This window comes from Streptomyces sp. NPDC050433 (assembly GCF_044458565.1).
In the GTDB taxonomy this organism is placed as follows: Bacteria; Actinomycetota; Actinomycetes; order Streptomycetales; family Streptomycetaceae; genus Streptomyces.
Window position 1 is genome coordinate 44,525 of sequence record NZ_JBITIB010000021.1, and the last position, 25,296, is coordinate 69,820.

Annotated in this window: 22 protein-coding genes and 1 other RNA gene; 21 read left to right on the plus strand and 2 right to left on the minus strand. The window is 70.1% G+C overall.

Going from position 1 to position 25,296, the window contains the following annotated elements; genetic code table 11:
- Positions 1-44: 44 nt before the first annotated feature.
- The 3 genes from ACIBLA_RS24700 to ACIBLA_RS24710 all read left to right on the plus strand — a co-directional run bounded on the left by ACIBLA_RS24700 (position 45) and on the right by ACIBLA_RS24710 (position 3,612).
- The gene (locus tag ACIBLA_RS24700; RefSeq protein ID WP_399199896.1) at positions 45-1,295 is read left to right on the plus strand and encodes a serine/threonine-protein kinase; all 1,251 of its coding nucleotides are present in this window, start codon (positions 45-47) and stop codon (positions 1,293-1,295) included.
- An 88-nt stretch (positions 1,296-1,383) separates the two neighbouring features.
- The gene (gene prfB / locus ACIBLA_RS24705; protein WP_363243777.1) at positions 1,384-2,490 is read left to right on the plus strand and encodes a peptide chain release factor 2; all 1,107 of its coding nucleotides are present in this window, start codon (positions 1,384-1,386) and stop codon (positions 2,488-2,490) included.
- Positions 2,491-2,826: 336 nt separating this feature from the next.
- Positions 2,827-3,612, plus strand: coding sequence for a hypothetical protein (locus ACIBLA_RS24710; RefSeq protein ID WP_399199898.1), 786 nt, complete (start codon positions 2,827-2,829; stop codon positions 3,610-3,612).
- A gap of 89 nt (positions 3,613-3,701) precedes the next feature.
- Here the strand turns inward: ACIBLA_RS24710 and ACIBLA_RS24715 are convergent, their stop codons facing one another.
- Entirely contained in the window at positions 3,702-3,899 is a 198-nt protein-coding gene (locus ACIBLA_RS24715; RefSeq protein WP_023541382.1) for a hypothetical protein, read from the minus strand.
- 269 nt (positions 3,900-4,168) lie between these two features.
- On the opposite strand from ACIBLA_RS24715, the gene ftsE reads away from it, so the two are divergent.
- The 8 genes from ftsE to ACIBLA_RS24755 all read left to right on the plus strand — a co-directional run bounded on the left by ftsE (position 4,169) and on the right by ACIBLA_RS24755 (position 12,606).
- Complete coding sequence (ftsE, locus tag ACIBLA_RS24720) at positions 4,169-4,858, plus strand: cell division ATP-binding protein FtsE (RefSeq protein WP_078077079.1); 690 nt, start codon at positions 4,169-4,171, stop codon at positions 4,856-4,858.
- Between the two features lie 35 nt (positions 4,859-4,893).
- Positions 4,894-5,811, plus strand: a complete 918-nt coding sequence (gene ftsX / locus ACIBLA_RS24725) for a permease-like cell division protein FtsX (RefSeq protein WP_363243775.1) — start codon at positions 4,894-4,896, stop codon at positions 5,809-5,811.
- 67 nt (positions 5,812-5,878) lie between these two features.
- Entirely contained in the window at positions 5,879-7,072 is a 1,194-nt protein-coding gene (locus tag ACIBLA_RS24730) for a S41 family peptidase (RefSeq protein ID WP_399199899.1), read from the plus strand.
- Positions 7,073-7,090: 18 nt separating this feature from the next.
- Positions 7,091-7,576: an SsrA-binding protein SmpB gene (gene smpB, locus ACIBLA_RS24735; protein ID WP_363243773.1), complete on the plus strand. Its 486-nt coding sequence runs from the start codon at positions 7,091-7,093 to the stop codon at positions 7,574-7,576.
- A gap of 97 nt (positions 7,577-7,673) precedes the next feature.
- Positions 7,674-8,061, plus strand: a transfer-messenger RNA (tmRNA) gene (gene ssrA / locus ACIBLA_RS24740).
- A 391-nt stretch (positions 8,062-8,452) separates the two neighbouring features.
- Positions 8,453-9,142 carry a hypothetical protein gene (locus ACIBLA_RS24745; RefSeq protein WP_363243772.1) on the plus strand — a complete coding sequence of 230 codons (690 nt, stop codon included), beginning with the start codon at positions 8,453-8,455 and terminating at the stop codon, positions 9,140-9,142.
- A gap of 90 nt (positions 9,143-9,232) precedes the next feature.
- The gene (locus ACIBLA_RS24750; RefSeq protein WP_399199900.1) at positions 9,233-11,359 is read left to right on the plus strand and encodes a bifunctional polysaccharide deacetylase/glycosyltransferase family 2 protein; all 2,127 of its coding nucleotides are present in this window, start codon (positions 9,233-9,235) and stop codon (positions 11,357-11,359) included.
- Positions 11,356-12,606, plus strand: a complete 1,251-nt coding sequence (locus tag ACIBLA_RS24755) for an acyltransferase (protein WP_399199901.1) — start codon at positions 11,356-11,358, stop codon at positions 12,604-12,606. The genes ACIBLA_RS24750 and ACIBLA_RS24755 overlap by 4 nt, the downstream gene beginning before the upstream one ends.
- On the opposite strand, the gene ACIBLA_RS24760 is transcribed toward ACIBLA_RS24755, so the two are convergent.
- On the minus strand, positions 12,551-13,459 hold the full coding sequence (locus ACIBLA_RS24760; protein ID WP_399199902.1) for a LysR family transcriptional regulator: 909 nt from the start codon (positions 13,457-13,459) through the stop codon (positions 12,551-12,553). The two genes, ACIBLA_RS24755 and ACIBLA_RS24760, sit on opposite strands and share 56 nt — an antisense overlap.
- 96 nt (positions 13,460-13,555) lie before the next feature.
- Here ACIBLA_RS24760 and ACIBLA_RS24765 point away from each other — a divergent pair, with 96 nt between their 5' ends.
- From ACIBLA_RS24765 to ACIBLA_RS24810, 10 genes are all read left to right on the plus strand, one after another.
- Positions 13,556-13,792: a hypothetical protein gene (locus tag ACIBLA_RS24765; protein ID WP_399199903.1), complete on the plus strand. Its 237-nt coding sequence runs from the start codon at positions 13,556-13,558 to the stop codon at positions 13,790-13,792.
- Between the two features lie 170 nt (positions 13,793-13,962).
- Entirely contained in the window at positions 13,963-15,369 is a 1,407-nt protein-coding gene (locus tag ACIBLA_RS24770; protein ID WP_363243768.1) for a nitrate/nitrite transporter, read from the plus strand.
- Positions 15,370-15,466: 97 nt separating this feature from the next.
- Positions 15,467-16,609: a uroporphyrinogen-III synthase gene (locus tag ACIBLA_RS24775; RefSeq protein ID WP_363243767.1), complete on the plus strand. Its 1,143-nt coding sequence runs from the start codon at positions 15,467-15,469 to the stop codon at positions 16,607-16,609.
- A gap of 96 nt (positions 16,610-16,705) precedes the next feature.
- A complete protein-coding gene (locus tag ACIBLA_RS24780) occupies positions 16,706-17,233 on the plus strand; it encodes a GNAT family protein (protein ID WP_363243766.1) in 528 nt (175 codons plus the stop codon).
- Between the two features lie 160 nt (positions 17,234-17,393).
- Positions 17,394-17,996, plus strand: a complete 603-nt coding sequence (locus tag ACIBLA_RS24785) for a CGNR zinc finger domain-containing protein (protein WP_399199904.1) — start codon at positions 17,394-17,396, stop codon at positions 17,994-17,996.
- A 156-nt stretch (positions 17,997-18,152) separates the two neighbouring features.
- Positions 18,153-18,740, plus strand: coding sequence for a sigma-70 family RNA polymerase sigma factor (locus ACIBLA_RS24790; protein ID WP_078079742.1), 588 nt, complete (start codon positions 18,153-18,155; stop codon positions 18,738-18,740).
- The gene (locus tag ACIBLA_RS24795; RefSeq protein WP_399199906.1) at positions 18,737-19,579 is read left to right on the plus strand and encodes an anti-sigma factor family protein; all 843 of its coding nucleotides are present in this window, start codon (positions 18,737-18,739) and stop codon (positions 19,577-19,579) included. Before ACIBLA_RS24790 ends, ACIBLA_RS24795 begins: the two co-directional genes overlap by 4 nt.
- 61 nt (positions 19,580-19,640) lie before the next feature.
- Entirely contained in the window at positions 19,641-22,199 is a 2,559-nt protein-coding gene (locus ACIBLA_RS24800) for a HelD family protein (protein WP_399199908.1), read from the plus strand.
- Between the two features lie 336 nt (positions 22,200-22,535).
- Positions 22,536-23,483 (plus strand): MIP/aquaporin family protein, encoded by a 948-nt coding sequence (locus ACIBLA_RS24805; protein WP_399199909.1) that lies wholly within the window; start codon positions 22,536-22,538, stop codon positions 23,481-23,483.
- Positions 23,484-23,702: 219 nt separating this feature from the next.
- Positions 23,703-25,136 (plus strand): NAD-dependent malic enzyme, encoded by a 1,434-nt coding sequence (locus ACIBLA_RS24810; RefSeq protein ID WP_363243762.1) that lies wholly within the window; start codon positions 23,703-23,705, stop codon positions 25,134-25,136.
- Positions 25,137-25,296 lie beyond the last annotated feature (160 nt).

Here is a 25,296-nt window from a genome sequence, read left to right on the forward strand (position 1 = left end):
CCCGCGTACTTTGATGGGCAAAGCCAGCCGCTGAGGGAGCAGTCTTGGCACGGAATATCGGCAGCCGGTACACCGCCCATCAGATCCTGGGGCGGGGCAGCGCCGGCACGGTGTGGCTCGGTGAGGGGCCCGAAGGGCCCGTCGCCATCAAGCTGTTGCGCGAGGACCTCGCCTCCGACCAGGAACTGGTCGGGCGCTTCGTCCAGGAGCGCACCGCGCTGCTCGGGCTCGACCACCCGCGCGTGGTCGCCGTCCGCGACCTCGTCGTCGACGGCAACGACCTGGCTCTCGTCATGGAGCTGGTGCGCGGCACCGACCTGCGGACCCGGCTCGACCGCGAGCGCCGGCTCGCCCCCGAGGCCGCGGTCGCCGTCGTCGCCGATGTCGCCGACGGCCTCGCCGCCGCGCACGCCGCCGGTGTCGTCCACCGCGACGTCAAGCCGGAGAACATCCTGCTCGACATGGAGGGCCCGATCGGCCCCGGCGGCTCCCACCCCGCGCTGCTCACCGACTTCGGCGTCGCCAAGCTGATCGACACCCCCCGCCGTACGAAGGCGACCAGGATCATCGGCACCCCCGACTATCTGGCGCCCGAGATCGTCGAGGGCCTGCCACCGCGCGCCGCCGTCGACATCTACGCGCTCGCGACGGTCCTGTACGAACTCCTCGCCGGCTTCACGCCCTTCGGCGGCGGCCACCCCGGAGCCGTCCTGCGCCGCCATGTCACCGAGACCGTCGTGCCGCTGCCCGGCATCCCCGACGAGCTGTGGCAGCTCCTCGTCCAGTGCCTGGCCAAGGCCCCGGCCTCCCGGCTGCGCGCCTCCGAGCTGGCCGCCCGGCTCCGCGAGCAGCTTCCGCAGCTCGCCGGCATCCCCTCCCTGGAGGTGGACGAGCCCGGCACCGAACCCGCCGAGGAGGAGCGGGCGTACGCGGACAGCGACGCCGCGCAGTCGGCGGCGGCCGAGCAGCCGCGCCGCCGCGGCGCCGTCCCGCTCGTGCCGGGAGCGGCCCCCGACTCCAACCGGGACACCCACACGAGCATGCGCGTCCCGGCCCCCGACGAGCTGGCGGGGGGTGCGCGCGGCACGGCCAGGGCCCCGCGCGCGGCCGGCCAGCGCAGACCCGGATCGGCACGGCACAAGGCGGAGGCGGTGCGTAAGCGCCGTATCACGCTGGGCGTGACGGCCGTCCTGCTGATCGCCGTCCTCGGCGTCGGCGGCTGGCTGGCGACGAGCAGCGAGGGCGCGGAGGCCGTCCCCGGCGGCACGACCACGTCCGCGCCGCCCGTCCCGTAGGGACTGGCGGCGGGCCCGGCGTCCGGTCGCCGGGAGGTGCGCCGGGAGCGGCGGCGGGGTTTCACCGGTCAGCCGTTAGGCTGGGTGCGTGGCAGTCGTCGATGTATCCGAAGAGCTGAAGTCCCTCTCCTCGACCATGGGGTCGATCGAGGCCGTCCTTGACCTCGACAACATGAGGGCCGAGATCGCCGTCCTGGAGGACCAGGCGGCGGCGCCGTCCCTCTGGGACGACCCGGAGGCGGCGCAGAAGATCACCAGCAAGCTGTCGCACCTCCAGGCCGAGCTGCGCAAGACCCAGGCGCTCAGGAGCCGCATCGACGACGTCGAGGTGCTTTTCGAGCTGGCCGAGAGCGAGGACGACGCCGACGCCCGCACCGAGGCCGAGTCCGAGCTGGCCTCCGTGAAGAAGGCGCTCGACGAGATGGAGGTCCGTACGCTCCTGTCCGGCGAGTACGACGAGCGCCAGGCGCTCGTCAACATCCGCGCCGAGGCCGGCGGCGTCGACGCGGCGGACTTCGCCGAGCAGCTCCAGCGCATGTACGTCCGCTGGGCGGAGCGGCACGACTACCCGACCGAGGTCTACGAGACGTCGTACGCGGAGGAGGCCGGCATCAAGTCGACCACCTTCGTCGTCAAGGCGCCGTACGCCTACGGCACGCTCTCCGTCGAGCAGGGCACCCACCGGCTGGTCCGTATCTCGCCGTTCGACAACCAGGGGCGCCGCCAGACGTCGTTCGCGGGCGTCGAGGTGCTTCCCGTCGTCGAGTCCAGCGACCACGTCGAGATCGACGAGACCGAGCTGCGCGTGGACGTCTACCGCGCGTCGGGCCCCGGCGGCCAGGGCGTCAACACCACGGACTCCGCGGTCCGGATCACGCACATCCCCACCGGCATCGTCGTCTCGTGCCAGAACGAGCGGTCGCAGATCCAGAACAAGGCCAGCGCCATGAACGTCCTTCAGGCGAAGCTGCTGGAGCGCCGCCGCCAGGAGGAGCAGGCCAAGATGGACGCCCTCAAGGGCGACGGCGGCAACTCGTGGGGCAATCAGATGCGTTCGTACGTCCTGCATCCGTACCAGATGGTCAAGGACCTCCGTACGGAGTTCGAGGTGGGTAATCCCCAGAGCGTGCTCGACGGCGAGATCGACGGCTTCCTGGAGGCCGGAATTCGCTGGCGCAAGCAGCAGGAGCGTTAAGCGGTTCACGAAAGCGGTTCCCGGCGGTTCCGTCCCTTGTCAGAGCCCAACTGGGCGCTCTGGCAAGGGACTCGCTTTGTCGACAAAGGAACTGCCGTTCGGGAAGCGGTAGTTCTCGTTTATGTCACAGTTACCCCTCGCTCGGTGGACAACTGGCTTTAATCCGGGCATCGCACGCGCAACGGCCTTGACGCTTATGCGAAAACTCGGAATGGTGACGCGCGGCATGCGTATTTCTGGGGCGCGTGTGATCAGGGGACCCGCGCACACGGACCCTCAACTGACCGGCCCCGGACGCTGCACCACTCACGATCAGCTACTGGGGGTAGCAAGCACATGACCAAGAAGACGCGGATTCGCGTAGCGCGGATAGCCGCCGGCGCCGTGATCGCCGCCGGTGCTTCGCTGACCGCCGCGGGCGCCGCTTCGGCAGTCGGCATCGATGTCAACGTCGGTGGCCTGAGCGCCAACGCGGATGTCAACGAGGACGGCCTGGACGTCGGCCTCGGCCTCGGCTCCGGTAACACAGAAGGCACCTCCGAGGGCAACAACGGCGGCAACACCGTCGTCGGCGTCACGGAGGGCACCAGCGAGGGCACGTCCGAGGGGACCAGCGAGGGTACGTCGGAGGGCACCTCCGAGGGCACCAGCGAAGGCACCTCCGAGGGCACGTCCGAGGGGACCAGCGAGGGTACGTCGGAGGGCACCTCCGAGGGCACCAGCGAAGGCACCTCCGAAGGTACGTCCGAGGGCACCTCGGAGGGCACCAGCGAGGGCACGTCCGAGGGGACCAGCGAGGGTACGTCGGAGGGCACCTCCGAGGGCACCAGCGAAGGCACCTCCGAGGGCACCGACGGCGGCAGCACCAGCGACGGCGCCACCGAGGGCCAGAGCGGTGGCACCGACGAGGGCCAGACCGGCGGCACGGACGTCACCGGCGGCACGGACACCGACAACGCCGGTTCGCAGCCGGTCGAGCAGGGTGAGGCCAAGGAGGAGCTGGCGGAGACCGGCGCCGCCGAGACCACGTTCCTGATCATCGGTGCCGCGACCATGATCGCCGGTGGCGTCGGCTTCCGGATGCTCCCGCGTCTGGTCGGCAGCCGCGCCACGGCCGCCTGAGGCACCTGAGCGCAAGGCACTCCGTACGTAAAGAAGGGCCCGTACACCGAAATCGGTGTACGGGCCCTTCTGGGTACTCGGCAGACGGCTCAGGCCGTCTGATGCCCCACGGCCACCAGCGCCACCGCCGCTATCAGCACCACCAGCAGGGTCAGCAGTGCCACCGGGCTCAGGCCGCCGAAGGGGCCCTCCTGCTCCAGCCGCTGCCGGTTCGCACGGCAGACATGGCACCGGCCCTCACTGACGGGTCCCGCGCAGTTGGCGCACACCAGCCGATCAAAGGTCATGCGCTCTTCTCCTCCCGCGCCGCGGAGCCGTCGGCACCGTCTCTGCGCCCAACGCTCCGGGAAACGCGACCGTTCCCCGTACCACTGTGCCAGCTCCCGCTCGATTCGGCGCGCCCCGTCCGATTGAGGCAGGTTCGTCCCCGGTGGCGACCGGCCGCCATCCGTGATAAATCACCCAAGCGCGGACCAACCCCGGCGGCCGACTGCGCGCCCCCGGCGGGTTCGCGTAAGGTCTCGCTCACCTACTCCCGGCCGACCGTGGTGCACCCGTGATCCGATTCGACAACGTCTCCAAGACCTACCCGAAGCAGAACCGACCCGCCCTGCGCGATGTGTCCCTCGACATCGAGAAGGGGGAATTCGTCTTCCTGGTGGGCTCGTCGGGCTCCGGCAAGTCGACCTTCCTGCGCCTGGTCCTGCGTGAGGAGCGCGCCAGCCACGGCATGGTGCATGTCCTCGGCAAGGACCTCGCGCGGCTGTCGAACTGGAAGGTACCGAGCATGCGCCGTCAACTCGGCACGGTCTTCCAGGACTTCCGCCTCCTGCCGAACAAGACCGTCGCGCAGAACGTCGCCTTCGCGCAGGAGGTCATCGGCAAGTCCCGCGGCGAGACCCGCAAATCCGTCCCCCAGGTCCTCGATCTCGTCGGACTCGGCGGCAAGGAGGACCGGATGCCCGGCGAGCTCTCCGGTGGTGAGCAGCAACGCGTCGCGATCGCACGGGCCTTCGTCAACCGCCCCATGCTGCTGATCGCGGACGAGCCGACGGGCAACCTCGACCCGCAGACCTCCGTCGGCATCATGAAGCTGCTGGACCGCATCAACCGCACCGGCACCACTGTCGTGATGGCGACGCACGACCAGAACATCGTCGACCAGATGCGCAAGCGTGTGATCGAGCTCGAAAAGGGCCGTCTCGTGCGAGACCAGGCGCGAGGCGTCTACGGCTACCAGCACTGAGCAACGCGAAGAGCATCGAAAGCTGAAAGGACGCCATGCGCGCCCAGTTCGTCCTGTCGGAGATCGGCGTCGGTCTCCGCCGAAATCTGACGATGACGTTCGCCGTCATCATTTCCGTAGCCCTCTCGCTCGCGCTGTTCGGTGGCGCACTGCTCATGCGCGAGCAGGTCAGCGTGATGAAGGACTTCTGGTACGACAAGGTCAACGTCTCGATCTTCCTGTGCAACAAGGGTGACGCCGAGACCACCGAGAAGTGCGAGAAGGGCCCCGCCACCGTCGAGCAGCGGAAGGCCATCGAGGCCGATCTCGACAAGATGGACATCGTCGACGACGTCTATCACGAGAGTGCCGACGAGGCGTACGAGCACTATCGCGAGCAGTACGGCGAGACCCCCATCGCCGGGATGATCACCCCCGACCAGATGCAGGAATCGCTCCGCGTCAAGCTCAAGGACCCGGAGAAGTACAAGGTGGTGGCGACCGCCTTCGAGGGCAGGGACGGTGTGCAGTCCGTCGCGGACCAGCGCAACATCCTTGAGAACCTGTTCAATCTGATGCAGGGCATGAATGTCGCCGCGCTCGGAGTGATGGCGCTGATGCTTGTCATCGCGCTGATGCTGATCGTGAACACCGTCCGGGTGTCCGCGTTCAGCAGACGCCGGGAGACTGGCATCATGCGGCTGGTGGGCGCGTCGAGTTTCTACATCCAGATGCCGTTCATCATGGAGGCCGCGTTCGCCGGGCTGATCGGCGGTGTCGTCGCCTGCGTACTGCTCCTGGCCGGGCGTTACTTCCTGATCGACGGCGGGATCGCGCTCGAAGAGAAGATGCAGCTCATCAACTTCATCGGCTGGGACGCCGTACTGGCCATCCTGCCGCTGGTGTTGGTGATCGGTCTGCTCATGCCGGCCGTTGCCGCTTCGGTCGCGCTTCGCAAGTACCTCAAGGTGTGACAATGACCCCTGGCGTCGTCTCGCCAAGCCGCTTTGCGGCGCCGGGGGTTGTCCTAGACTCGTCGCCATGCCGGGCCACGAAAATCGCCTCAGGCCCCACGGGTTCTACCGCGGGGCGGCCCTGACATTGGTCTTCGCGACCGTGCTCGCGACCGCCGCGGCCACCGACTCGCTGCCGCGCGCCGACGAGGAGGCCGCCCGCATAAGCAGCCGTCCCGTCGCCTCCACGGCCGACAGGGACGAGGTCGCGCGGGCCGCTGCCGAGGCCATGGCCGACGGCAAGTCCGGCACCGAGGCCGCCGAGGATGTCGTCAGCCGCAGCGGTGACCGCTGGGGCGCCGTCTACGACAAGGGCGAGTACGAGGAATTCGAGCAGGCCCTCGACGGCAAGTACACCGGCGTCGGTCTCTCCGCCAAGCGGCTGGCCGACGGCCGGATCGCGGCGAGCAGGGTCCAGCCGGGCGGCCCCGCCGCCCTGGCCGGGATCAGGGCCGGCGACATCATCCGCACCATCGACGGTGAGCCGGTGGGCCCGCGTCCCGTGACCGAGGTCGTCGCGCTGCTGCGCGGCGACGGCAAGGACCAGGACACCGGCCGGTCCCAGGACGCCACCGCGGGCACCACCGTCGTCCTCGGCCTGGCGCGCGGCGGCCACGAGTGGACCCGGACACTGCGCCGGGCCAGCGTCAGTACGGACGCCGTCACGCTGGACACCGGCGCCGACGGCGCGCTCGTGATCAAGGTGGCCGCCTTCACGAAGGGCAGCGGCAAGCAGATCAGGGACGCCGTCCTGGAAGCGCCCAGGGGCACGGGCGTCCTGCTCGACCTCCGGGGGAACGCGGGCGGGCTGGTCACCGAGGCCGTCCAGGCGGCCTCCGCCTTCCTCGACGGCGGCCTGGTCGCCACGTACGACATACGCGGTGAGCAGCGTTCCCTGTTCGCCGATCCGGGCGGCGACACCGAGCGTCCCGTGGTGGCCCTCGTCGACGGTGGCACTATGAGCGCCGCCGAGCTGGTCACCGGCGCCCTCCAGGACCGTGGCCGGGCGATCACGGTCGGTTCCCCCACCTTCGGCAAGGGTTCCGTGCAGATGCCCAGCCGGCTGCCGGACGGGTCCGTGGCCGAGCTGACGGTCGGGCACTACCGCACACCGGCCGGTCACAAGGTGGACGGCAAGGGCATCACGCCCGATCTGGTCGTGGACGAACGGGCGCAGGAGCGGGCCCGCACAGTATTGAGTGGCCTCGGGGGCGGGTCGTAGTGCGAAAATGAACGCACTATGGCAAAGGAAAAGGACACCGGGCGCAAGCTGGTCGCGCAGAACAAGAAGGCGCGGCACGACTACCTCATTCTGGACACCTACGAATGCGGTCTCGTGCTGACAGGTACCGAGGTCAAGTCGCTGCGCCAGGGACGCGCCTCCCTGGCGGACGGCTTCGTACAGATCGACGACCACGAGGCATGGCTGCACAACGTGCATGTGCCCGAGTACACCCAGGGCACCTGGACCAACCACTCGGCGCGGCGCAAGCGGAAGCTGCTGATGCACCGGATCGAGATCGACAAGCTGGAGCAGAAGTCGAACGAGTCCGGCCACACGATCGTGCCGCTGGCCCTCTACTTCAAGGGCGGCCGGGCCAAGATCGAGATTGCGCTGGCGAAGGGCAAGAAGGAGTACGACAAGCGTCAGACGCTCCGCGAGAAGCAGGACCGGCGGGAGACGGACCGGGCGGTCTCGGCCGCGCGCCGTCGCCAGCGGGCCTGACCGCCGCACGGGCGGAATAAGGTGGCCGCGCCCCGCGTTGGTCACGTACGATGGTCCCTGTCCCGCAGAGCAGGGACGGCGTTTGAAAAATCAACATGGGGATGATCGGTTTCGACAGCGGATGTCGAGGCAGGGGAAGCGAGTCGAGGAAGCGGCAATGATCTCGTTAACCATATGTCGCAAACAATAATCGCCAATTCCAAGCGCGATTCCTCCACCTTCGCCCTCGCTGCCTAATTAGCAGCTAGCGAAGACTCCGTGGAGTGTCAGCCCGGGGGTGTTCCCGACCCGGATCCTGGCATCAACTAGGGAACTAAACCATCGCGTTCGGTCACGGGACACGGTGGGAAATCAAACAGTGACTGGGCCTGTCGGAGGCTTGTTCGCGTGACCTCCGGGGCCGAGTAACAACGTAGCGAACTGCACTCGGAGAAGCCCTGGTTCCGCACCGTTGGACGCGGGTTCGATTCCCGCCATCTCCACAGTTCCCATGTGAGGCGAAGGCCCCGCTGCCCTGGTGGCAGCGGGGCCTTCGCCTTGCGCCAGGCCCTGTCCGGCGGATCTTCGCGGGTCCGCCGGACAGGGCCTGGACCAGGGAATCATGGCCGGAATGTTTCCCCCAAGGTCGGCCATTCGGAAACGAAGTCGCACAGATGTCTATCAACTGGTGAACCGGGGACACGGGCACGTGCGCCGTGCGCTACATTCTGGGTCCGGGTGCACGTGGTGGGGGGCGCGCGGTTCGGGTGGGGGCCCGGCCGACGGCCGTATTCCGGCCAGCTTTCATGCGCGCACCCGGTGATCCTGTGGGGGGATGTGCGTACAGCAGTGGAAAATTGGCGAGAAGACGCCCAAAAGGGGCGCACGCATGAGCCGATGGACGTCACCGTCGAGCTCGACGGTCTGGGACGGCAGCTCTCCGAGCTGCCCGCCCGGACCACCAGGACAACAGGCATACCCGCGGCACGCGCCGCGGACAGCTCCGACGGTCCCGTCTTCGTCGACGCCAGCGGCCGTCGGAGCAGGAAACTCCGGCGGCTGGGCTGGGTGCTGGCCATCGCCAGCGCCTGTTACGCCGTCGCCCTCGTCGCGGCCCTGATCGGCGGCAACTCCAGCGCCCCCTGGCTCCAGATACCCGGCGTCAGCGACAAGCGCGACTCCGACAAGGTCGAGATACAGCCGCCCCCGAAGGACCGGCCCACCGTCGAGGCCACACCGGGCGCCGGCGGCCTCGGCCCCAGCCCGTCCGACTCCGTCTCCGCCGCGCCGTCCACGCCGGACGCGAGCACCGGAGCCTCCAGCGAACCGGACCCGTCCGGCTCGGCCTCCGGCAAGCCCGACCCGGACCCCGACCCCGGCAAGCCCGACCCGGAGCCGGACCCCGCCGATCCCGATCCGGGACCCGGCAAGCCCGACCCCGAGCCCGATCCCGGTGAGTCCGAGCCGGGTACGGCCGACCCCGGCCCGGGTCCCGATCCGGGGCCCACTCCGACGGATTCACCGCCCGTCGATCCACCCGTCGAACAGGCCGGCCGACAGGTAGCAGTCGCGGAAGGCGCCCCGTAGAACATGACCTCCTCTGGCAGACGGGCCCCGTCCCACAAGCACGGTCAGCACAGGCAGAAGCGGGGGCGCGTCGCCGGACGCAGACTGCCCATGCGTTATCTGCTGCCTTCGCTGCTTCTCGTCGCCCTGCTCGCGATGCTGATGCTGCGCGGCTATGTGCACAGCGAGATCCTCGCGGACCATCGGGTACGCCCGCCGGCCGCCACCGATCAGGTGCCGGACCGCATCCTCAAGGGAGGCCCGGTCATCGACGCGCGCGGGACCACCACACCGAGAGCGCTGAAGGTCCCCGACCACAAGCTCGTGCTGACCTTCGACGACGGGCCCGACCCCGAATGGACGCCCAAGGTCCTCGACAAGCTCAAGGAGTACGACGCGCACGCCGTCTTCTTCGTCACCGGCACGATGGCCTCGCGCCATCCCGACCTGGTGCGCCGGATGGTCGACGAGGGCCACGAGATCGGCCTGCACACCTTCAACCACCCGGACCTCGCGTACCAGAGCAAGTCCCGTATCGACTGGGAGCTGACCCAGAACCAGCTGGTGCTCGCGGGCGCGGCGGGCATCCGCACGTCGCTGTTCCGGCCGCCGTACTCCTCCTTCGCCCACGCGATGGACGACAAGTCCTGGCCGGTCACCGAGTACATCGGGAGCCTCGGCTACATCACCGTGCTCAACAACACCGACAGCGAGGACTGGAAGCGTCCCGGCGCCGGTGCGATCAGCCGTAACGCCACGCCGAAGACCCCGCACGGCGCGATCGTGCTGATGCACGACTCCGGCGGCGACCGCTCGCAGACCGTCGCCGCGCTGGACCACTTCCTGCCGAGGATGCAGCACGAGGGGTACGAGTTCGCCAATCTCACCGAGGCGTTGGGCGCCCCGAGCGCCCACACGCCCGTCTCCGGTGTCCAACTGCTCCAGGGCAAGGCCTTCGTCGGCGCCGTCGCCGTCTCGGAGGGCACCACCACCGCCCTGGTGGCCGGGCTCGCCGCGATCGGCGTACTGGTCATCGGCCGGTTCGCACTGATGCTGGTGCTGTCCTTCGCCCACGCGCGCAAGGTCCGCAGGCGCGGCTTCAGTTGGGGCCCGCCGGTCACCGAACCGGTGACGGTGCTCGTGCCCGCGTACAACGAACGCGAGTGCATAGCCAACACGGTCCGCTCCCTGACGGAGAGCGATCATCCGATCGAGGTCATCGTCATCGACGACGGCTCGACGGACGGCACGGCGGACATCGTCGAGGCGATGTGGCTGCCAGAAGTCCGCGTCGTACGGCAGGCCAACGGCGGCAAGCCCGCCGCGCTCAACAACGGCCTCGCCCACGCCAGTCACGACCTCGTCGTGATGATGGACGGCGACACCGTCTTCGAGCCGTCCACCGTGCGCGAGCTGGTCCAGCCGTTCGGCGACCCGAGGGTCGGCGCCGTCGCGGGCAACGCCAAGGTCGGCAACCGCGACACCCTCATCGGCGCCTGGCAGCACATCGAGTACGTGATGGGCTTCAACCTGGACCGCCGCATGTACGACCTGCTGGGCTGCATGCCCACCATTCCGGGCGCGGTCGGCGCCTTCCGCCGCCAGGCCCTGGAGCGGGTCGGCGGAATGAGCGAGGACACCCTCGCCGAGGACACCGACATCACCATGGCCATGCACCGCGACGGCTGGCGGGTCGTTTACGCGGAGCGGGCCCGCGCCTGGACCGAGGCGCCGGAGTCCGTACAGCAGCTGTGGTCGCAGCGGTACCGCTGGAGCTACGGCACCATGCAGGCGATCTGGAAGCACCGCCGCGCGGTGATCGAACACGGCCCCTCGGGGCGCTTCGGACGCGTCGGGCTGCCGCTCGTCTCGCTGTTCATGGTGCTGTTCCCGCTGCTGGCGCCGCTCATCGACGTATTCCTGCTGTACGGCCTGGTCTTCGGCCCCACGCGGAACACGATCATCGCCTGGCTGGGCGTGCTGGCCGTCCAGGCGGTCTGCGCCGCGTACGCCTTCCGGCTCGACGGCGAACGCATGATCCATCTGATCTCGCTGCCCCTCCAGCAGGTCCTCTACCGACAACTCATGTACGTCGTACTGCTCCAGTCCTGGATCACGGCCCTCACCGGCGGCCGGCTGCGCTGGCAGAAGCTGCGCCGCACGGGCGCGGTGGAGGCGCCGGTGCCGGTGTCCACGACTGGCCGGCGGCGGGACGACATCCGGAGGCCAGTCGCATGAGCGGTGACAGCAGCGGTCCGGTCGGTACCGCGGGCGTGCCGCGGGCCAGACACAAGGCGCCGGCCGCGGCGGCTCCCGTACGCCCGTCCGGCCGGGACCGCTATCTCGACCTCCTGCGCGCGATCGCGCTGGGGCGTGTGGTGGTCTACCACATCTTCGGCTGGGCCTGGCTGACGATCCTCTTCCCTTCCATGGGCGTGATGTTCGCGCTGGCGGGCTCGCTGATGGCGCGCTCGCTCAACCGTCCGGCGCCGGGTGTCATCCGGGGCCGGATGCGGCGGCTGCTGCCGCCGGTGTGGGCGTTCGCCGTGGTCGTCGTCCCGGTGATGTTCGCGATGGGGTGGAAGCCGGTCAGGGAGGAGGGCCTGTGGTGGTTCCTCAAGCTGGCCAACTATCTGTTCCCGGTCGGGGCGCCGACGTATCCGTGGGAGAGCGGTGACGGCAGTGGCTGGCTGGACCAGTCCTGGGCCGTACAGGCGGCGGGTCCGCTCTGGTACATCCGCGCCTATGTCTGGTTCGTGCTGGCGTCGCCGTTGCTGCTGTGGGCCTTCAGACGGGTGCCGTGGGCGACGCTGCTGGCGCCGCTCGCGCTGACGGCGGTCATCGGTACGGGTCTGGTGGAGATTCCGGGCGAGACGGGCCTGGCGCTCACGGACTTCGCGGTCTACGGCGCGTGCTGGATCCTCGGCTTCGCCCACAACGACGGCCTGTTCACGCGGGTACCGCGCTACATCACGGTCTCGCTGGCCGCGTTCGTCATGGCCTTCGGGCTCTGGTGGGCCTCGGGGCATCTCACGGACGAGGGCTGGAACCTGGACGAGATCCCGCTGGCCCAGGCGACATGGTCGCTGGGCTTCTGCGCGATCCTGCTCCAGTACGCGCCGGCGTGGCGGGAACTGCCGGGGAAGCTGGCGCAGTTCGACTCCACGATCACGCTGGCCAACAACCGTGCCGTGACGATCTATCTCTGGCACAACCTGCTGATCATGGCGACGGTGCCGATGATCGACCAGCTCTGGAAGATCCCGAACATCTGGAAGTACGGGGACCAACTGGACGCTGCCTACCCGGCGTTGACGCTGGTGCTGATCTGGCCGCTGACAGCGGTCGCCATCCTGGCCTTCGGGTGGGTCGAGGACATGGCGGCGAAGCGGCGGCCGAGACTCTGGCCGAACGGCTCGGGCGGTGCCCCTACGTCCAAGGGCTCAGCGCCGCCCGCGCACGCAGGCCCGCCAGACCGTCGCTGATCGTCGGCTGGCTGCAACTGCCGCGCCGGACGCAGGTCAGCACCCGCCGGAAGGGCGGCGGGTCGCCGCTGACGCAGAGCCTCACCAGCTCCGGATGCGTGGTGAGCGGCACCAGCCGCGGCACGAGACAGATGCCGAGGCCATGACTGATCAGCGACAGCACCGCCGACCACTCGTCCGCGTGGTGGACCATCCGCGGGGCGAAGCCCGCGGCGGCGCAGAGCGCTTCGATGAGGCGTCGCTGGTCGTGGTGCGGCGCTATCCAGTCCTCGTCGGCCGTCTTCGCCAGCTCGACCCGCGCACAGTCGGCCAGCGGGTGCCCGGCCGGCACGACGAGGTCCACGTAGTCGTCCATCAGCGGCTGCTGGTCGAACCGGGGATCGTCCATCGGAGGGCTGCCGGGCAGCGGCGTGAGGACGGCGATGTCGAGCTTCCCGGCCAGCAACTGCTCGTAGCAGCACCGGGTGTCGATGTCCGCGACGGTCGTGCGCGTCGACGGCGATGCCTCCCGCAGCGCCTGGGCGGTGGGCGCGAGGAGCGGCCCGATGCTGGTCGCGAAGCCGCCGATGCGCAGCGTCCGGTACGAGCCGCCGCCATGGTCGGCGAGGTCCGCCCTGGCCCGTTCCCACTGGGCGCTGAGCAGGTCCGCGTGGTACAGCAGGACGCAGCCCGCCGTGGTGAGGCGGATGCGGCGGCCGTCCGGCTCCCAGAGTTCGGCGCCGACCTCGCGGGAGAGCTGCCGCAGTTGCTGGGAGACCGCGGACGGCGAGAGGTTCAGCGCGCGGGCGGTGGCCGCGACGGTGCCCTGCGCGTGCATGACGCGCAGCGTCTGGAGGAGGCGCAGATTGATCACGCCCTCCATCGTGCGCCATTCGTACAGCGTTTCGACATGGATCCGTCCCGAAAGATGCGATGGACGCGCACGGTCGAAGGACGGACGCTTGGCCGCATGGAAGCTGACCCGAGAGACATCGCCGTCTGCGCCGACTGCGGCTGGCCCGTTCGGACCCCGCTCCAGGAGGCCTCACGCCACACCGTCGCCGAGGGAACGGTCGTCTACACGCGCTGCGCCTGCGGCCGGGTCCGGGTCTGGCTGGAGCCCTGCGGCGGCGGCGCGCCGAGGCTGCTGGTGGGCGCCGACAGCGTCTCGTACGCCCCGAGGACGGAGTGCCACGCGGGTCCCTGAGACGGAGCCCGGTGGCGGGAAACAAGGTGGGGTCCCTCCCGGCCGGCTCACAGTCGTGCCCGCCCCCGTTGTGAGACCAAGGTTGCGCGCCGGTCATCTCGTGGCACCCCGGTGAAACGCGGTGTCCCTACCGTCAGGGGTCACCCGACCGCACTGTCAGTGGAGGCGCGATGACTGGCCCGATGATCAACGATGCGGCACATGGCGCCGGGAAGGGGCGCTGGATCGAGCACTGGGATCCCGAGGACCCCGGCTTCTGGGAGCGGACCGGGCGGCGGACCGCCCGGCGCAATCTGTACTTCTCCGTGCTCTCCGAGCACATCGGGTTCTCCATCTGGACCCTCTGGTCGGTGATGGTCCTGTTCATGGGGCCGGAGTACGGCGTCGACCCCGCCGGGAAGTTCTTCCTCATCGGCATGGCCACGTTCGTCGGCGCCCTCGTACGCATCCCGTACACCTTCGCCGTCGCCCGCTTCGGCGGCCGTAACTGGACCGTCGTCAGCGCCCTGTTGCTGCTCCTGCCGACGGGCGCCGCCTATGTGGTGATGGAGCCGGGGACCTCGTACACCACCTTCCTGGCCGTCGCCGCGCTCACCGGCCTCGGCGGCGGCAACTTCGCCTCCTCCATGACCAACATCAACTCCTTCTTCCCGCTGCGCGAGAAGGGCTGGGCGCTCGGCCTCAACGCCGGCGGCGGCAACGTCGGTGTGCCGGTCGTGCAGCTCGTCGGGCTGCTGGTGATCGGGACCGCGGGCGCCGCGCACCCCCGGATCGTGCTCGCCGTCTACCTCCCGCTGATCGTCGTCGCCGCCGTCTGCGCCGCGCTGTTCATGGACAATCTGGCGCCGGTGAAGAACGACACCGGGGCGGCGAAGGAAGCCGTACGCGACCGGCACACCTGGATCATGGCCGTGCTCTACATCGGGACGTTCGGCTCCTTCATCGGCTACAGCTTCGCCTTCGGCCTGGTGCTCCAGACCCAGTTCGGGCGTACGCCCCTGGAGGCCGCCTCGCTGACCTTCATGGGTCCGCTGCTCGGCTCGCTGATACGGCCGCTCGGCGGCAGGCTCGCCGACCGGCACGGCGGCGCCCGTATCACCCTGTGGAACTTCGCGGGGATGGCGGCGGCGACCGTCGTGGTGATCTTCGCCTCGGTGACCGAGTCGCTGCCCGTCTTCCTGGTCGGCTTCACCGCGCTGTTCCTGCTCAGCGGCCTCGGCAACGGCTCCACGTACAAGATGATCCCCGGCATCTTCCAGGCGAAGGCCCTGGCCAGGGGGATGACCGGGGAGGCGGCGGCCCGCTACGGGCGGCGGCTCTCCGGCGCGTCCATGGGGCTGATCGGGGCCGTCGGAGCGCTCGGCGGGCTCGGGGTCAACCTCGCCTTCCGGCAGTCCTTCCAGCAGGAGGCGGGGACGGGCACCGCCGCGTTCGTCGCCTTCCTGGGCTTCTACGCGGTGTGCTCGGCGCTCACCTGGGCGGTATACCTTCGGAAGAAGGCGGCCGGACCGGCGACGGAGGCGGACACGGGAGCCGGGGCCGACGTACGGCGCAGGCTCGACTACGCCGAGGTGTGAGCCGGGCTCCGCAGGGGGCCGGGCGGCGGGGCGGGGCGCCGGGACGCGCCCCGGCACCGCGCCGGAACCGTACGGACGAGAGAGCGGGACGAAGATCATGTCCGAACAGCAGAAGCACGGCCCCCTCGCCGGATTCACGGTCGGGGTCACCGCCGCCCGGCGCGCCGACGAGCTGGGGGCGCTGCTCGCCCGGCGCGGCGCCGCCGTGGTGCACGCCCCCGCCCTGCGTATCGTGCCGGTCTCAGACGACACCGAACTCCTCGCCGCCACCAAGGAGTTGATCGGCAACCCGCCCCATGTGGTGATCGCCACGACGGCGATCGGCTTCCGCGGCTGGGTGGAGGCGGCCGACGGCTGGGGGCACGGCCAGGACCTGCTCGACTGTCTGCGCGGCACGGAGCTGCTGGCACGCGGGCCGAAGGTGAAGGGCGCGATCCGTGCCGCCGGGCTGACCGAGGAGTGGTCGCCGGACTCCGAGTCCATGGCGGAGGTGCTGGACCGGATGCTGGCCGAGGGCGTCGACGGACGCCGGGTCGCCCTCCAGCTGCATGGAGAGCCACTGCCCGGTTTCGTGGAGGCGCTGCGGGCCGGGGGCGCCGATGTCGTCGTCGTACCCGTCTACCGCTGGATGCCGCCCGAGGACATCGCGCCCGTCGACCGGCTGATCGACGCGACCGTCGCGCGCACCCTGGACGCCGTCACGTTCACCAGCGCGCCCGCCGCCGCCTCGCTGCTCTCCCGCGCCGCCGAGCGCGGTCTGCTGGCCGACCTGGTCGACGCACTCCACCACGACGTGCTCGCCGGCTGCGTCGGGCCGGTCACCGCCCTGCCGCTCCAGGAACACGGCATCGACACCGTGCAGCCCGAACGCTTCCGTCTCGGCCCGCTCGTTCAGGTCCTCTGCCTCGAACTGCCCAGCCGCACCCGGACGTTGGCTGTCGCGGGCCGCCGCTTCGAGATCCGGGGCCACGCGGTGCTGCTGGACGGCGAGTTGAAGCCCGTACCGCCCGCCGGAATGGCTCTGGTGACCGCGCTCGCCACGCGGCCCGGCTGGGTGGTCTCACGGGCCGATCTGCTGCGGGCCCTGCCAGGTGCGGGCAGCGACGAGCACGCCGTCGAGACGGCGATGGCCCGGCTCCGTACGGCACTCGGGGCCCCGGAGCTGATCCAGACGGTCGTCAAGCGCGGCTACCGGCTGGCGCTGGACCCGGCGGCCGGTACGAAGTACGGGGGAGCGTGACCCTGCGCGGACGTGTGACCAGCACCGCGTGACCGTCCGTCGATCGCGGTCAGCACAGAGGTACCGAACCGGAACCGGTGCGTCTATTTTAATCGGATGGTCAACGACTCCCTTCCGTTCCGGCCCGCGCGAGCGGCAGACGCCGGGCCTCTCGCCGAGGCGCTTCTGCGCAACAGGGACCACATGGGCCCCTGGTCGCCGCACCGTACGGCCGACTACTACACCCCGGAGGCGCAGGCCCAGCTGCTGGCCGACCCCTCCGCCCTGCGCTGGCTCTTCGTTGACGGGCGTGACGTCGTGGGCCAGGCCACCCTCTCCACCCTGGTCCTCGGGCCGTTCCGCAGCGCCAGCCTCGGCTACTGGATCGACGCCGACTACACCGGGCGCGGACTGGCCACCCGCGCCGTCGAGGAGGTCTGCCGGGCGGGACTGGAGGATCTGGGCCTGCACCGGATAGAGGCGAGCACGACTCTGTCCAACACCGCCTCGCAGCGGGTCCTGCGCAAATGCGCCTTCGAGCTGATCGGGACGGCGCCGTGCTATCTGCACATCGACGGCGCGTGGCGCGACCATCACCTTTTCCAGCGGATCCTCCACGACGGGCCGCCGAACACCGCGCCGTAAAAGCTTAAGACGTGGCTCCGGGGGTCCGGGTTCCCTTCTGCGGCGAGAATTCATCCGCGACTGTTCAAGTGAGAGACCCCCGGAGGGGTTCCGGACGCGTTCCGGGGCATGCACTCTGGGGAGAAGGCGGCAGGACGGTGACCGAGGCGGTGACAGGCACATGACTACGGGCGTGGGCTCGTACGAGTGGCGATTCGACTCCGGGCGCGTCTGCCTGGATCTGGTGGCCACCGGGGAACCGGCCCCGAAGGGGTTCGACGGCCAGCCACCGGGCGACGACGCCGGACTCCTCGGCCGCTGGCTCACCGGCTCCGGCCTGGTGCCCGCCGGCACCCCGCTCACCGGCGTCGACACCGGCTGGGTCCAGCGCTTCGCCGAACTGCGCGACTGCGTCGGCCAGTTGGTGCACGCCGAGATCGACGGGCGGTACGCGGCAGCCGCGCTGGACCGGGTCAACGCGATCGCCGCCGGTGCGCCGCCCGGCATCAGGGCCGTACGCGAACCGGGCGGCGCCCTCGTCCGGACGCTGAGCGACGAGCCGGAGTGCGGCGCGCTGCTCGCGGTCGTGGCCAGGGACACCGTGGACCTGCTGACCGACCCGGTCGCGCGGGCGCGGCTGCGGCAGTGCGAGGGCGACAGCTGCCGGCGGGTGTATCTGGACACCTCGCGCGGGCGGCGGCGGCGCTGGTGCTCCAGTGAGGTCTGCGGCAACAGGGAACGGGTCGCGAGGCACCGGCGCCGGGCGGCGGTCGCCCGCGCCTGACGCCGGCCCGCCTGACGTCCGCCCCGCCGTTCGCACCCTCCCCGTAAAGATCTTGAAAGATTTCCGCTGCGCCGTTGAGTGCATCTCCCCGCCGGTCCGTAAGTCACCAGTGATGGGAACAAGCAGCCGTCTCAAGGTCTCGACCGGGAGGTTCAGGTGCGCAAGGATGCGGCCGTGGCCGACGACCGACCTCACCGGGCCCGGCACCGGAGCGAGGCACAGCGCACCAACATCTCCGTTCCCGACGAGGAGTTGATGCGCGCCCTCTACCGGGAACACGCCGGACCCCTGCTCGCCTATGTCCTGCGCCTCGTCGCGGGTGACCGCCAACGGGCCGAGGACGTCGTGCAGGAGACGCTCATCCGTGCCTGGAAGAACGCCGGCCAGCTCAATCGGGCGACCGGCTCTGTCCGACCCTGGCTGGTGACGGTCGCCCGACGTATCGTCATCGACGGTCACCGCAGCCGGCAGGCCCGGCCGCAGGAGGTCGACCCGTCGCCGCTGGAGGTCATGCCCGCGGAGGACGAGATCGACAAGGCGTTGTGGCTGATGACGCTCTCGGATGCCCTCGATGATTTGACCCCCGCCCACCGGGAAGTGCTGGTGGAGACGTACTTCAAGGGACGTACGGTCAACGAGGCCGCCGAGACGCTCGGCATACCCAGTGGGACCGTACGCTCGCGTGTGTTCTACGCACTGCGTTCCATGAAGCTCGCGCTGGAGGAAAGGGGGGTCTCGGCATGACGACGTACGAGCGGTCCGGGCAGGGTGACGGCACGACCGCGCACGACGCGGCGGCGGCATATGTGCTCGGCATTCTGGACGAAGCCGACGCCACCGCCTTCGAGACGCACCTCGCGGGCTGCCACATCTGCGCGCTCCATCTGGAGGAGTTCGCCGGGATGGAGCCGATGCTGGCCATGCTGGCGGACAATCCGGACCCGGTCGGGCAGTCGTCGCCGTTCGGCCGGTCCGATCCGTTCGCCCGGCCCGCCACGGCACCGGTCCCGGCGCCCGCCGTCACCGTGCAGCCCAGCCCGCGCCTTCTCGACCGGCTCGTCGACGAGGTCGCGGTCAAGCGCACCAAGCGCCGGCGCCGCTCGATGTATCTGGTCGCCGCCGCAGCCGCGCTGGTCGTGGGCGGTCCCGCCGTCGCGGTCGTCACCACCTCCGGTGACGGTGGCACGAGCAACCAGGCCGGGGACCCGCACCCCACCAGCCCCGCCGAGGACGCCTTCTTCGAACACATGCCGGAGAAGGTCGAGGCGACGGACCCCACGACGAAGGTCAGCGCGACCGTCGGCATGGAGCCCAAGGGCTGGGGGACGCACGCCGTCCTGGAGCTGAAGAACGTCAAGGGGCCGCTCAAGTGCAGCCTCATCGCCGTGTCCAAGACCGGCGAGGAGGAGATCGTCACCTCATGGGCCGTGCCGAAGTGGGGTTACGGCCTCCCGGAGAGCACGAACGACGTCGCGAAGAACCCGCTGTACGTGCACGGCGGCTCGGCCATGGACCGCAATGACATCGACCACTTCGAGGTCCGGACATTTGACGGCAAGCGCCTGGTGGAGGTCGAGGCCTGACATACCGGCCCCCTTCGCGTACGGTTGACGGCTGCCCAGTGCACGTCAGAAGGGGGCCTCGGTGGCCGCGCAGGATGCCGCTGTTGAATCCGCCGGATCGGTTGTCGATCCCGTACGGGACAAGGGAAACGACGCCATAAGCGACCCCGTCTACAGGACGGGGAAGGACCCCGCGCGCGCAGCGGGGGCCGACTCCGCCCGCGACCGTGAGATCGGTGTCGAGCAGGAACATCTCGACCAGGTCTACCGCCGCCTCGAAGAGAAGATCCACGAGGCGGAATTCCTGATGAACGACGCCGCCAAACGCGGCCAGGTCGGCACCCCCGGCGCGCTCGCCGAACGCGACGCGCAGGTGTTCCGGGCCGGAATCCATCTCAACCGGCTCAACAACGAATTCGAGGACTTCCTCTTCGGGCGGGTCGACCTGCTGCCGGGCAAGGACGGCAAGAAGGGCCCGGACGGCGCGTACACCTCCGTCGAGCCCGCCGACGACGCCGTACGCGCCGACGACACCGCCGACATCGCCGAGACGCTGCACATCGGCCGGATCGGCGTCCTGGACTCCGACTACTCGCCGCTGGTCATCGACTGGCGCGCGCCGGCCGCCGCGCCGTTCTACCGCTCGACACCCGTCGACCCCGGCCGTGTCGTACGGCGCCGGGTCATCCGCTCCAAGGGCCGCCGGGTCCTCGGCGTCGAGGACGACCTGATGCGCCCGGAGCTGACCGCCTCGCTGAACGGCACGGCGCTGCCCGTCATCGGCGACGGCGCGCTGATGGCGGCCCTCGGCCAGGCCCGCAGCCACACCATGCGCGACATCGTCTCCTCCATCCAGGCCGAGCAGGACCTGGTGATCCGGGCGCCCGCCGCGTCCGTCACCGAGGTCTCCGGCGGCCCCGGCACCGGCAAGACCGCCGTCGCGCTCCACCGCGCCGCCTATCTGCTGTACCAGGACAGACGCCGGTACGCGGGCGGCATCCTCGTCGTCTCGCCGACGCCGCTGCTCGTCGCGTACACGGAAGGCGTGCTGCCGTCCCTGGGCGAGGAGGGGCAGGTCGCGATCCGCGCGGTCGGGTCGCTCGTGGACGGCGCGGAGGCCACCGCGTACGACGAGCCCGCCGTGGCCCGCGTCAAGGGCTCGGCACGCATGCTGAAGGTGCTGCGCAAGGCGGCACGCGGAGCCCTGGAAGGGGACCGGGCGCCCGCCGGGGGCCGCGGCGGGCGCGGGAGCCGTACGGCGGCGGGGCAGAGCGGCAACGGTCAACTCGCCTTCGGGGAGGACGCCCCGAGCGACAGCAGCGCCGGCGCCGCGTCCGGAACACCGGGCCGCCCCCTGACGCCCACCCGGCTGCGGGTGGTCGCCTTCGGCCGCCGTCTGGAGCTGGAATCCGACGAGCTGCACCGCATCCGGCAGTCCGTGCTCGGCGGCACCGCGCCCGTCAACCTGCTGCGCCCGCGTGCCCGCAGACTGCTGCTGGACGCGCTGTGGGCGAAGTCCGGCGCGGCGGCACGGGCCGGGGACCATCTGGCCAAGGGCGACGCCGAACTCGCCGCGGAGCTGCGCGCCGGTTTCGACGAGGACGTGACGTCCGAGGACAGCTTCATCGAGTTCCTGGACGCCTGGTGGCCCGAGCTGACCGCGCGCGGCGTGCTGGCCGCGATGGCCGACGAGCGGCGGCTCGGCCGCTGGGCCCGCCGGGTCCTCAACCCGAACGAGACCAGGAAGGTCGCCCGCTCGCTGCGGCGCGCGGGACCCGAGGGCACCGGCCCGCTGTCCGTGCACGACGTGGCGATCCTCGACGAGCTGGAGCAGCTGCTCGGCGCCCCGCCCCGCCAGCGCCGGCGCCGCGAGCTGGATCCGCTGGACCAGCTGACCGGACTCGAAGAGCTGATGCCGCAGCGCCAGGAGTCGCAGCGGGAGCGCGCGGAACGCCTCGCGGCCGAGCGCACCGAGTACGCCCACGTCATCGTGGACGAGGCGCAGGACCTCACCCCGATGCAGTGGCGGATGGTCGGCCGCCGGGGCCGGCACGCCACCTGGACGGTGGTCGGCGACGCCGCCCAGTCGTCCTGGTCGGACCCGGACGAGGCGGCGGAGGCACGCGACGAGGCCCTGGGCAACCGCCCGCGCCGGCACTTCACCCTCACCGTGAACTACCGCAACCCGGCCGAGATCGCGGCCCTCGCCGCCAAGGTCCTCGCACTCGCGATGCCGGGCATGGAGTCCCCGGCCGCCGTCCGCTCCACGGGCGTCGAGCCGCGCTTCAGCGCCGTACGGGACGGAGACCTGGCCGGGGCCGTACGTGCGGAGGCCGCCCGGCTGCTGGACCGCGTCGACGGCACGATCGGCGTGGTCGTCGCGATGGGCCGCCGGGAGCAGGCGGCGCGCTGGCTGGCGGGTCTCGGCGACCGGGTGGTGGCGCTCGGCAGCCTGGAGGCGAAGGGGCTGGAGTACGACGCCACGGTGGTCGTCTCGCCGGCCGAGATCGCCGACGAGTCCCCGGCCGGGCTGCGGGTGCTGTATGTGGCTCTGACCCGCGCGACACAACAGCTGACGGTCGTCTCGGCGGACCGCGACGACCCCGACGAGCGGGGAGTGCCGGACCTGCTCAGGGATTGATTCGCAAGTCAACTCGCCTGCGGGAATCGCTTTCCTGGGTGGTTTGTTAGCCTGGTGTCGGCACCGGCTCGATCCAAGCCCCCGGGCCCAACCTTCGTCGCTTCGAGCGACCACTTGCCGCGAGGCGAGCATGGCGGGTCGGTGCCACCCACAGCATGCTGAGGCCCCGCCTCCCGGTCGTCCGGGAGGCGGGGCCTTCGCCGTGTCCTGGGCCGTGTCCTGCGCCGGACGGGTGATGTGATCCCCGGCGGGAGGTGATCCGGGTAGAGATGCCCGGGACATCCCGGTTCCGGCCTGCGCCGGGGCCGGGCAGAACACTCTTCGATCGGGCTCAACATGGCTGTGGAAATCCCGCCCCTGATGAAGCCGTCCCGGCTCAGAAGCCGGGGAGGTCTGTGGGGCGAATGCATGGCGGAGTTCTTGGGGACGTTCGTCCTCATCTCCTTCGGATGTGGCGTGGTGGCCGTGGCGGTCGCCGGACTGCCCGGCTCGGGCCGTACGGCGGGGCCGACCACGTTCTTCATCAGCTCCGGTGACTGGCTCCTGATCACCTGGGGCTGGGCGCTGGCCGTGGTCTTCGGCGTGTATGTGGCCGGCGGGGTCAGCGGGGCGCACATCAACCCGGCGGTGACCCTGGCGTTCGCGGTACGCCGCAAATTCGCGTGGGCCAAGGTCCTGCCGTACTGGGGCGCACAGCTGCTCGGGGCGTTCGTCGGGGCGGCACTGGTGTTCGGCGTCTACCACGACGCGATCAGCGTTTTCGACGCCGCCATGAAGGGACCGAAAACCAACGGCCACACACTGGCGTCCTTCTCGATCTTCGGGACGTTCCCCGCGCCGTACTTCAACGGCGGTTTCTGGGGCCCGCTGTTCGACCAGATCGTCGGTACGGGCTTCCTGGTGATGTTCATCGCGGCGGTCATCGACATGCGCAACACCGCCGTGAAGGCCAACCTCGGCCCGCTGATCGTCGGATTCGCCGTCGCGGCCATCGGCATGTCCTACGGGTCGAACGCCGGATACGCCATCAACCCCGCCCGTGACCTGGGCCCGCGCCTGCTCACCTGGGCGGCAGGCTGGCAGGACCTCGCGATTCCCGGCAGCCTCGCCGGGTCCTTCAACGACTACTGGTGGGTCCCCATCGTCGGGCCGCTCGTCGGTGGCGTGATCGGGGTCCTGCTGTACGACCTGTTCATCGGCGACGTCCTGCACGTACGGGCCCTGCTGGGCGAGCGAGGGGACGTCGGCCGCACCAGCGAGGTCAAGACGGGCGACGAGGAGTAGGCCTTTTCCGTTGAGTTCTTTTCGTTGACGGAACAATGCCTTCACAGGAGCGGGTCCGCGTCACACACTGACGCGGACCCGCTCTTGCTTCCCGCTTCACCGGTCTCCACCCCCGTTACCGCCTACCAGCTGGTAGGTGCGACCATCGGACGGTCCCGCCGGACGCCAGGCGCGAGGTGGTGCGGCAAGTGAAGCAAGGGAAAGCAGAGGAACTCGGTCATGGCAACGGCGCCAAGCGTCTCGTATTCGATGACGGTCAGGCTGGAAGTGCCCGCGAGCGGCACCGCGGTCTCCCAGCTGACCACGGCCGTGGAGTCCTCCGGCGGCTCGGTGACCGGTCTGGACGTCACGGCGTCCGGCCATGAGAAGCTGCGGATCGACGTCACCATCGCCGCCAGCTCCACCAGCCACGCGGACGAGATCGTCGAGGAACTGCGGGGCATCGAGGGTGTCATCCTCGGCAAGGTCTCCGACCGTACGTTCCTGATGCACCTCGGCGGCAAGATCGAGATGCAGTCCAAGCACCCCATCCGTAACCGTGACGACCTCTCGATGGTCTACACGCCGGGTGTGGCACGGGTCTGCATGGCGATCGCCGAGAACCCCGAGGACGCCCGCCGGCTCACCATCAAGCGCAACTCCGTCGCGGTCGTCACCGACGGCTCCGCGGTGCTGGGCCTCGGCAACATCGGCCCGATGGCCTCGCTGCCCGTCATGGAGGGCAAGGCGGCCCTCTTCAAGCGGTTCGCGGGGATCGACGCCTGGCCGATCTGCCTGGACACCCAGGACACCGATGAGATCGTCGCCATCGTCAAGGCGATCGCGCCGGGCTTCGCCGGGATCAATCTGGAGGACATCTCCGCCCCCCGCTGCTTCGAGATCGAGGCGCGGCTGCGCGAGGCCCTGGACATCCCGGTCTTCCACGACGACCAGCACGGCACGGCCATCGTGGTGCTCGCCGCGCTGACCAACGCGCTGCGCGTCGTGGGCAAGGCGATCGGTGACGTACGGGTCGTCATGTCCGGCGCGGGTGCGGCCGGTACAGCGATTCTGAAACTTCTTATCGCGGCCGGTGTCAAGCACACCGTCGTCGCCGACATTCACGGGGTCGTGCACGCCGGCCGCGCCGACCTGGTGTCCGCGGCGGCCGAATCGCCCCTGCGCTGGATCGCCGACAACACCAACCCGGAGGGCGTCACCGGCACCCTCAAGGAGGCCGTCGTCGACGCCGACGTGTTCATCGGTGTGTCGGCCCCGAACGTGCTGGACGGCACGGACGTCGCGGCGATGGCGGACGGCGCGATCGTCTTCGCGCTGGCCAACCCCGACCCCGAGGTCGACCCGGCAATCGCCCGCGAGACAGCGGCAGTTGTGGCCACGGGACGCTCCGACTTCCCCAACCAGATCAACAACGTCCTGGTCTTCCCCGGTGTCTTCCGAGGCCTCCTCGACGCGCAGTCACGCACCGTCAACACGGAGATGATGCTGGCCGCCGCGACGGCCCTCGCGGACGTCGTCACGGGGGACGAGCTCAACCCGAACTACATCGTGCCCTCGGTGTTCAACGACAAGGTCGCGGGAGCCGTCGCCGGAGCCGTGCGCAACGCCGCCAAGGCCGCCGGCGTGGTTGTGACAGGCACCACGTCCGTCTGACGCCCGGCGCGTCGCGATTCGCGGCACCGTGAACCCCCCTCTAGGGTGGCGGACCATGAGCCCGCTGCTCCAAGGGGGTTTCAGGACCGGATTGGCTTTCCCGCCGCTGGTGGGGGCAGGATGCTTTCTCAAGGACTATGTCCAGGGGATACCCCATGGG

Coding starts and splice junctions, on each gene's coding strand:
- ACIBLA_RS24710 (WP_399199898.1), top strand. CDS start 2,827: ATGACCAAGAAGACGCGGATTCGCGTAGCGCGGATAGCCGCCGGCGCC.
- ACIBLA_RS24715 (WP_023541382.1), bottom strand. CDS start 3,899: ATGACCTTTGATCGGCTGGTGTGCGCCAACTGCGCGGGACCCGTCAGT.
- ftsX (WP_363243775.1), top strand. CDS start 4,894: ATGCGCGCCCAGTTCGTCCTGTCGGAGATCGGCGTCGGTCTCCGCCGA.
- ACIBLA_RS24730 (WP_399199899.1), top strand. CDS start 5,879: ATGCCGGGCCACGAAAATCGCCTCAGGCCCCACGGGTTCTACCGCGGG.
- smpB (WP_363243773.1), top strand. CDS start 7,091: ATGGCAAAGGAAAAGGACACCGGGCGCAAGCTGGTCGCGCAGAACAAG.
- ACIBLA_RS24745 (WP_363243772.1), top strand. CDS start 8,453: ATGGACGTCACCGTCGAGCTCGACGGTCTGGGACGGCAGCTCTCCGAG.
- ACIBLA_RS24750 (WP_399199900.1), top strand. CDS start 9,233: ATGCGTTATCTGCTGCCTTCGCTGCTTCTCGTCGCCCTGCTCGCGATG.
- ACIBLA_RS24755 (WP_399199901.1), top strand. CDS start 11,356: ATGAGCGGTGACAGCAGCGGTCCGGTCGGTACCGCGGGCGTGCCGCGG.
- ACIBLA_RS24765 (WP_399199903.1), top strand. CDS start 13,556: ATGGAAGCTGACCCGAGAGACATCGCCGTCTGCGCCGACTGCGGCTGG.
- ACIBLA_RS24770 (WP_363243768.1), top strand. CDS start 13,963: ATGACTGGCCCGATGATCAACGATGCGGCACATGGCGCCGGGAAGGGG.
- ACIBLA_RS24775 (WP_363243767.1), top strand. CDS start 15,467: ATGTCCGAACAGCAGAAGCACGGCCCCCTCGCCGGATTCACGGTCGGG.
- ACIBLA_RS24780 (WP_363243766.1), top strand. CDS start 16,706: ATGGTCAACGACTCCCTTCCGTTCCGGCCCGCGCGAGCGGCAGACGCC.
- ACIBLA_RS24785 (WP_399199904.1), top strand. CDS start 17,394: ATGACTACGGGCGTGGGCTCGTACGAGTGGCGATTCGACTCCGGGCGC.
- ACIBLA_RS24795 (WP_399199906.1), top strand. CDS start 18,737: ATGACGACGTACGAGCGGTCCGGGCAGGGTGACGGCACGACCGCGCAC.
- ACIBLA_RS24805 (WP_399199909.1), top strand. CDS start 22,536: ATGGCTGTGGAAATCCCGCCCCTGATGAAGCCGTCCCGGCTCAGAAGC.
- ACIBLA_RS24810 (WP_363243762.1), top strand. CDS start 23,703: ATGGCAACGGCGCCAAGCGTCTCGTATTCGATGACGGTCAGGCTGGAA.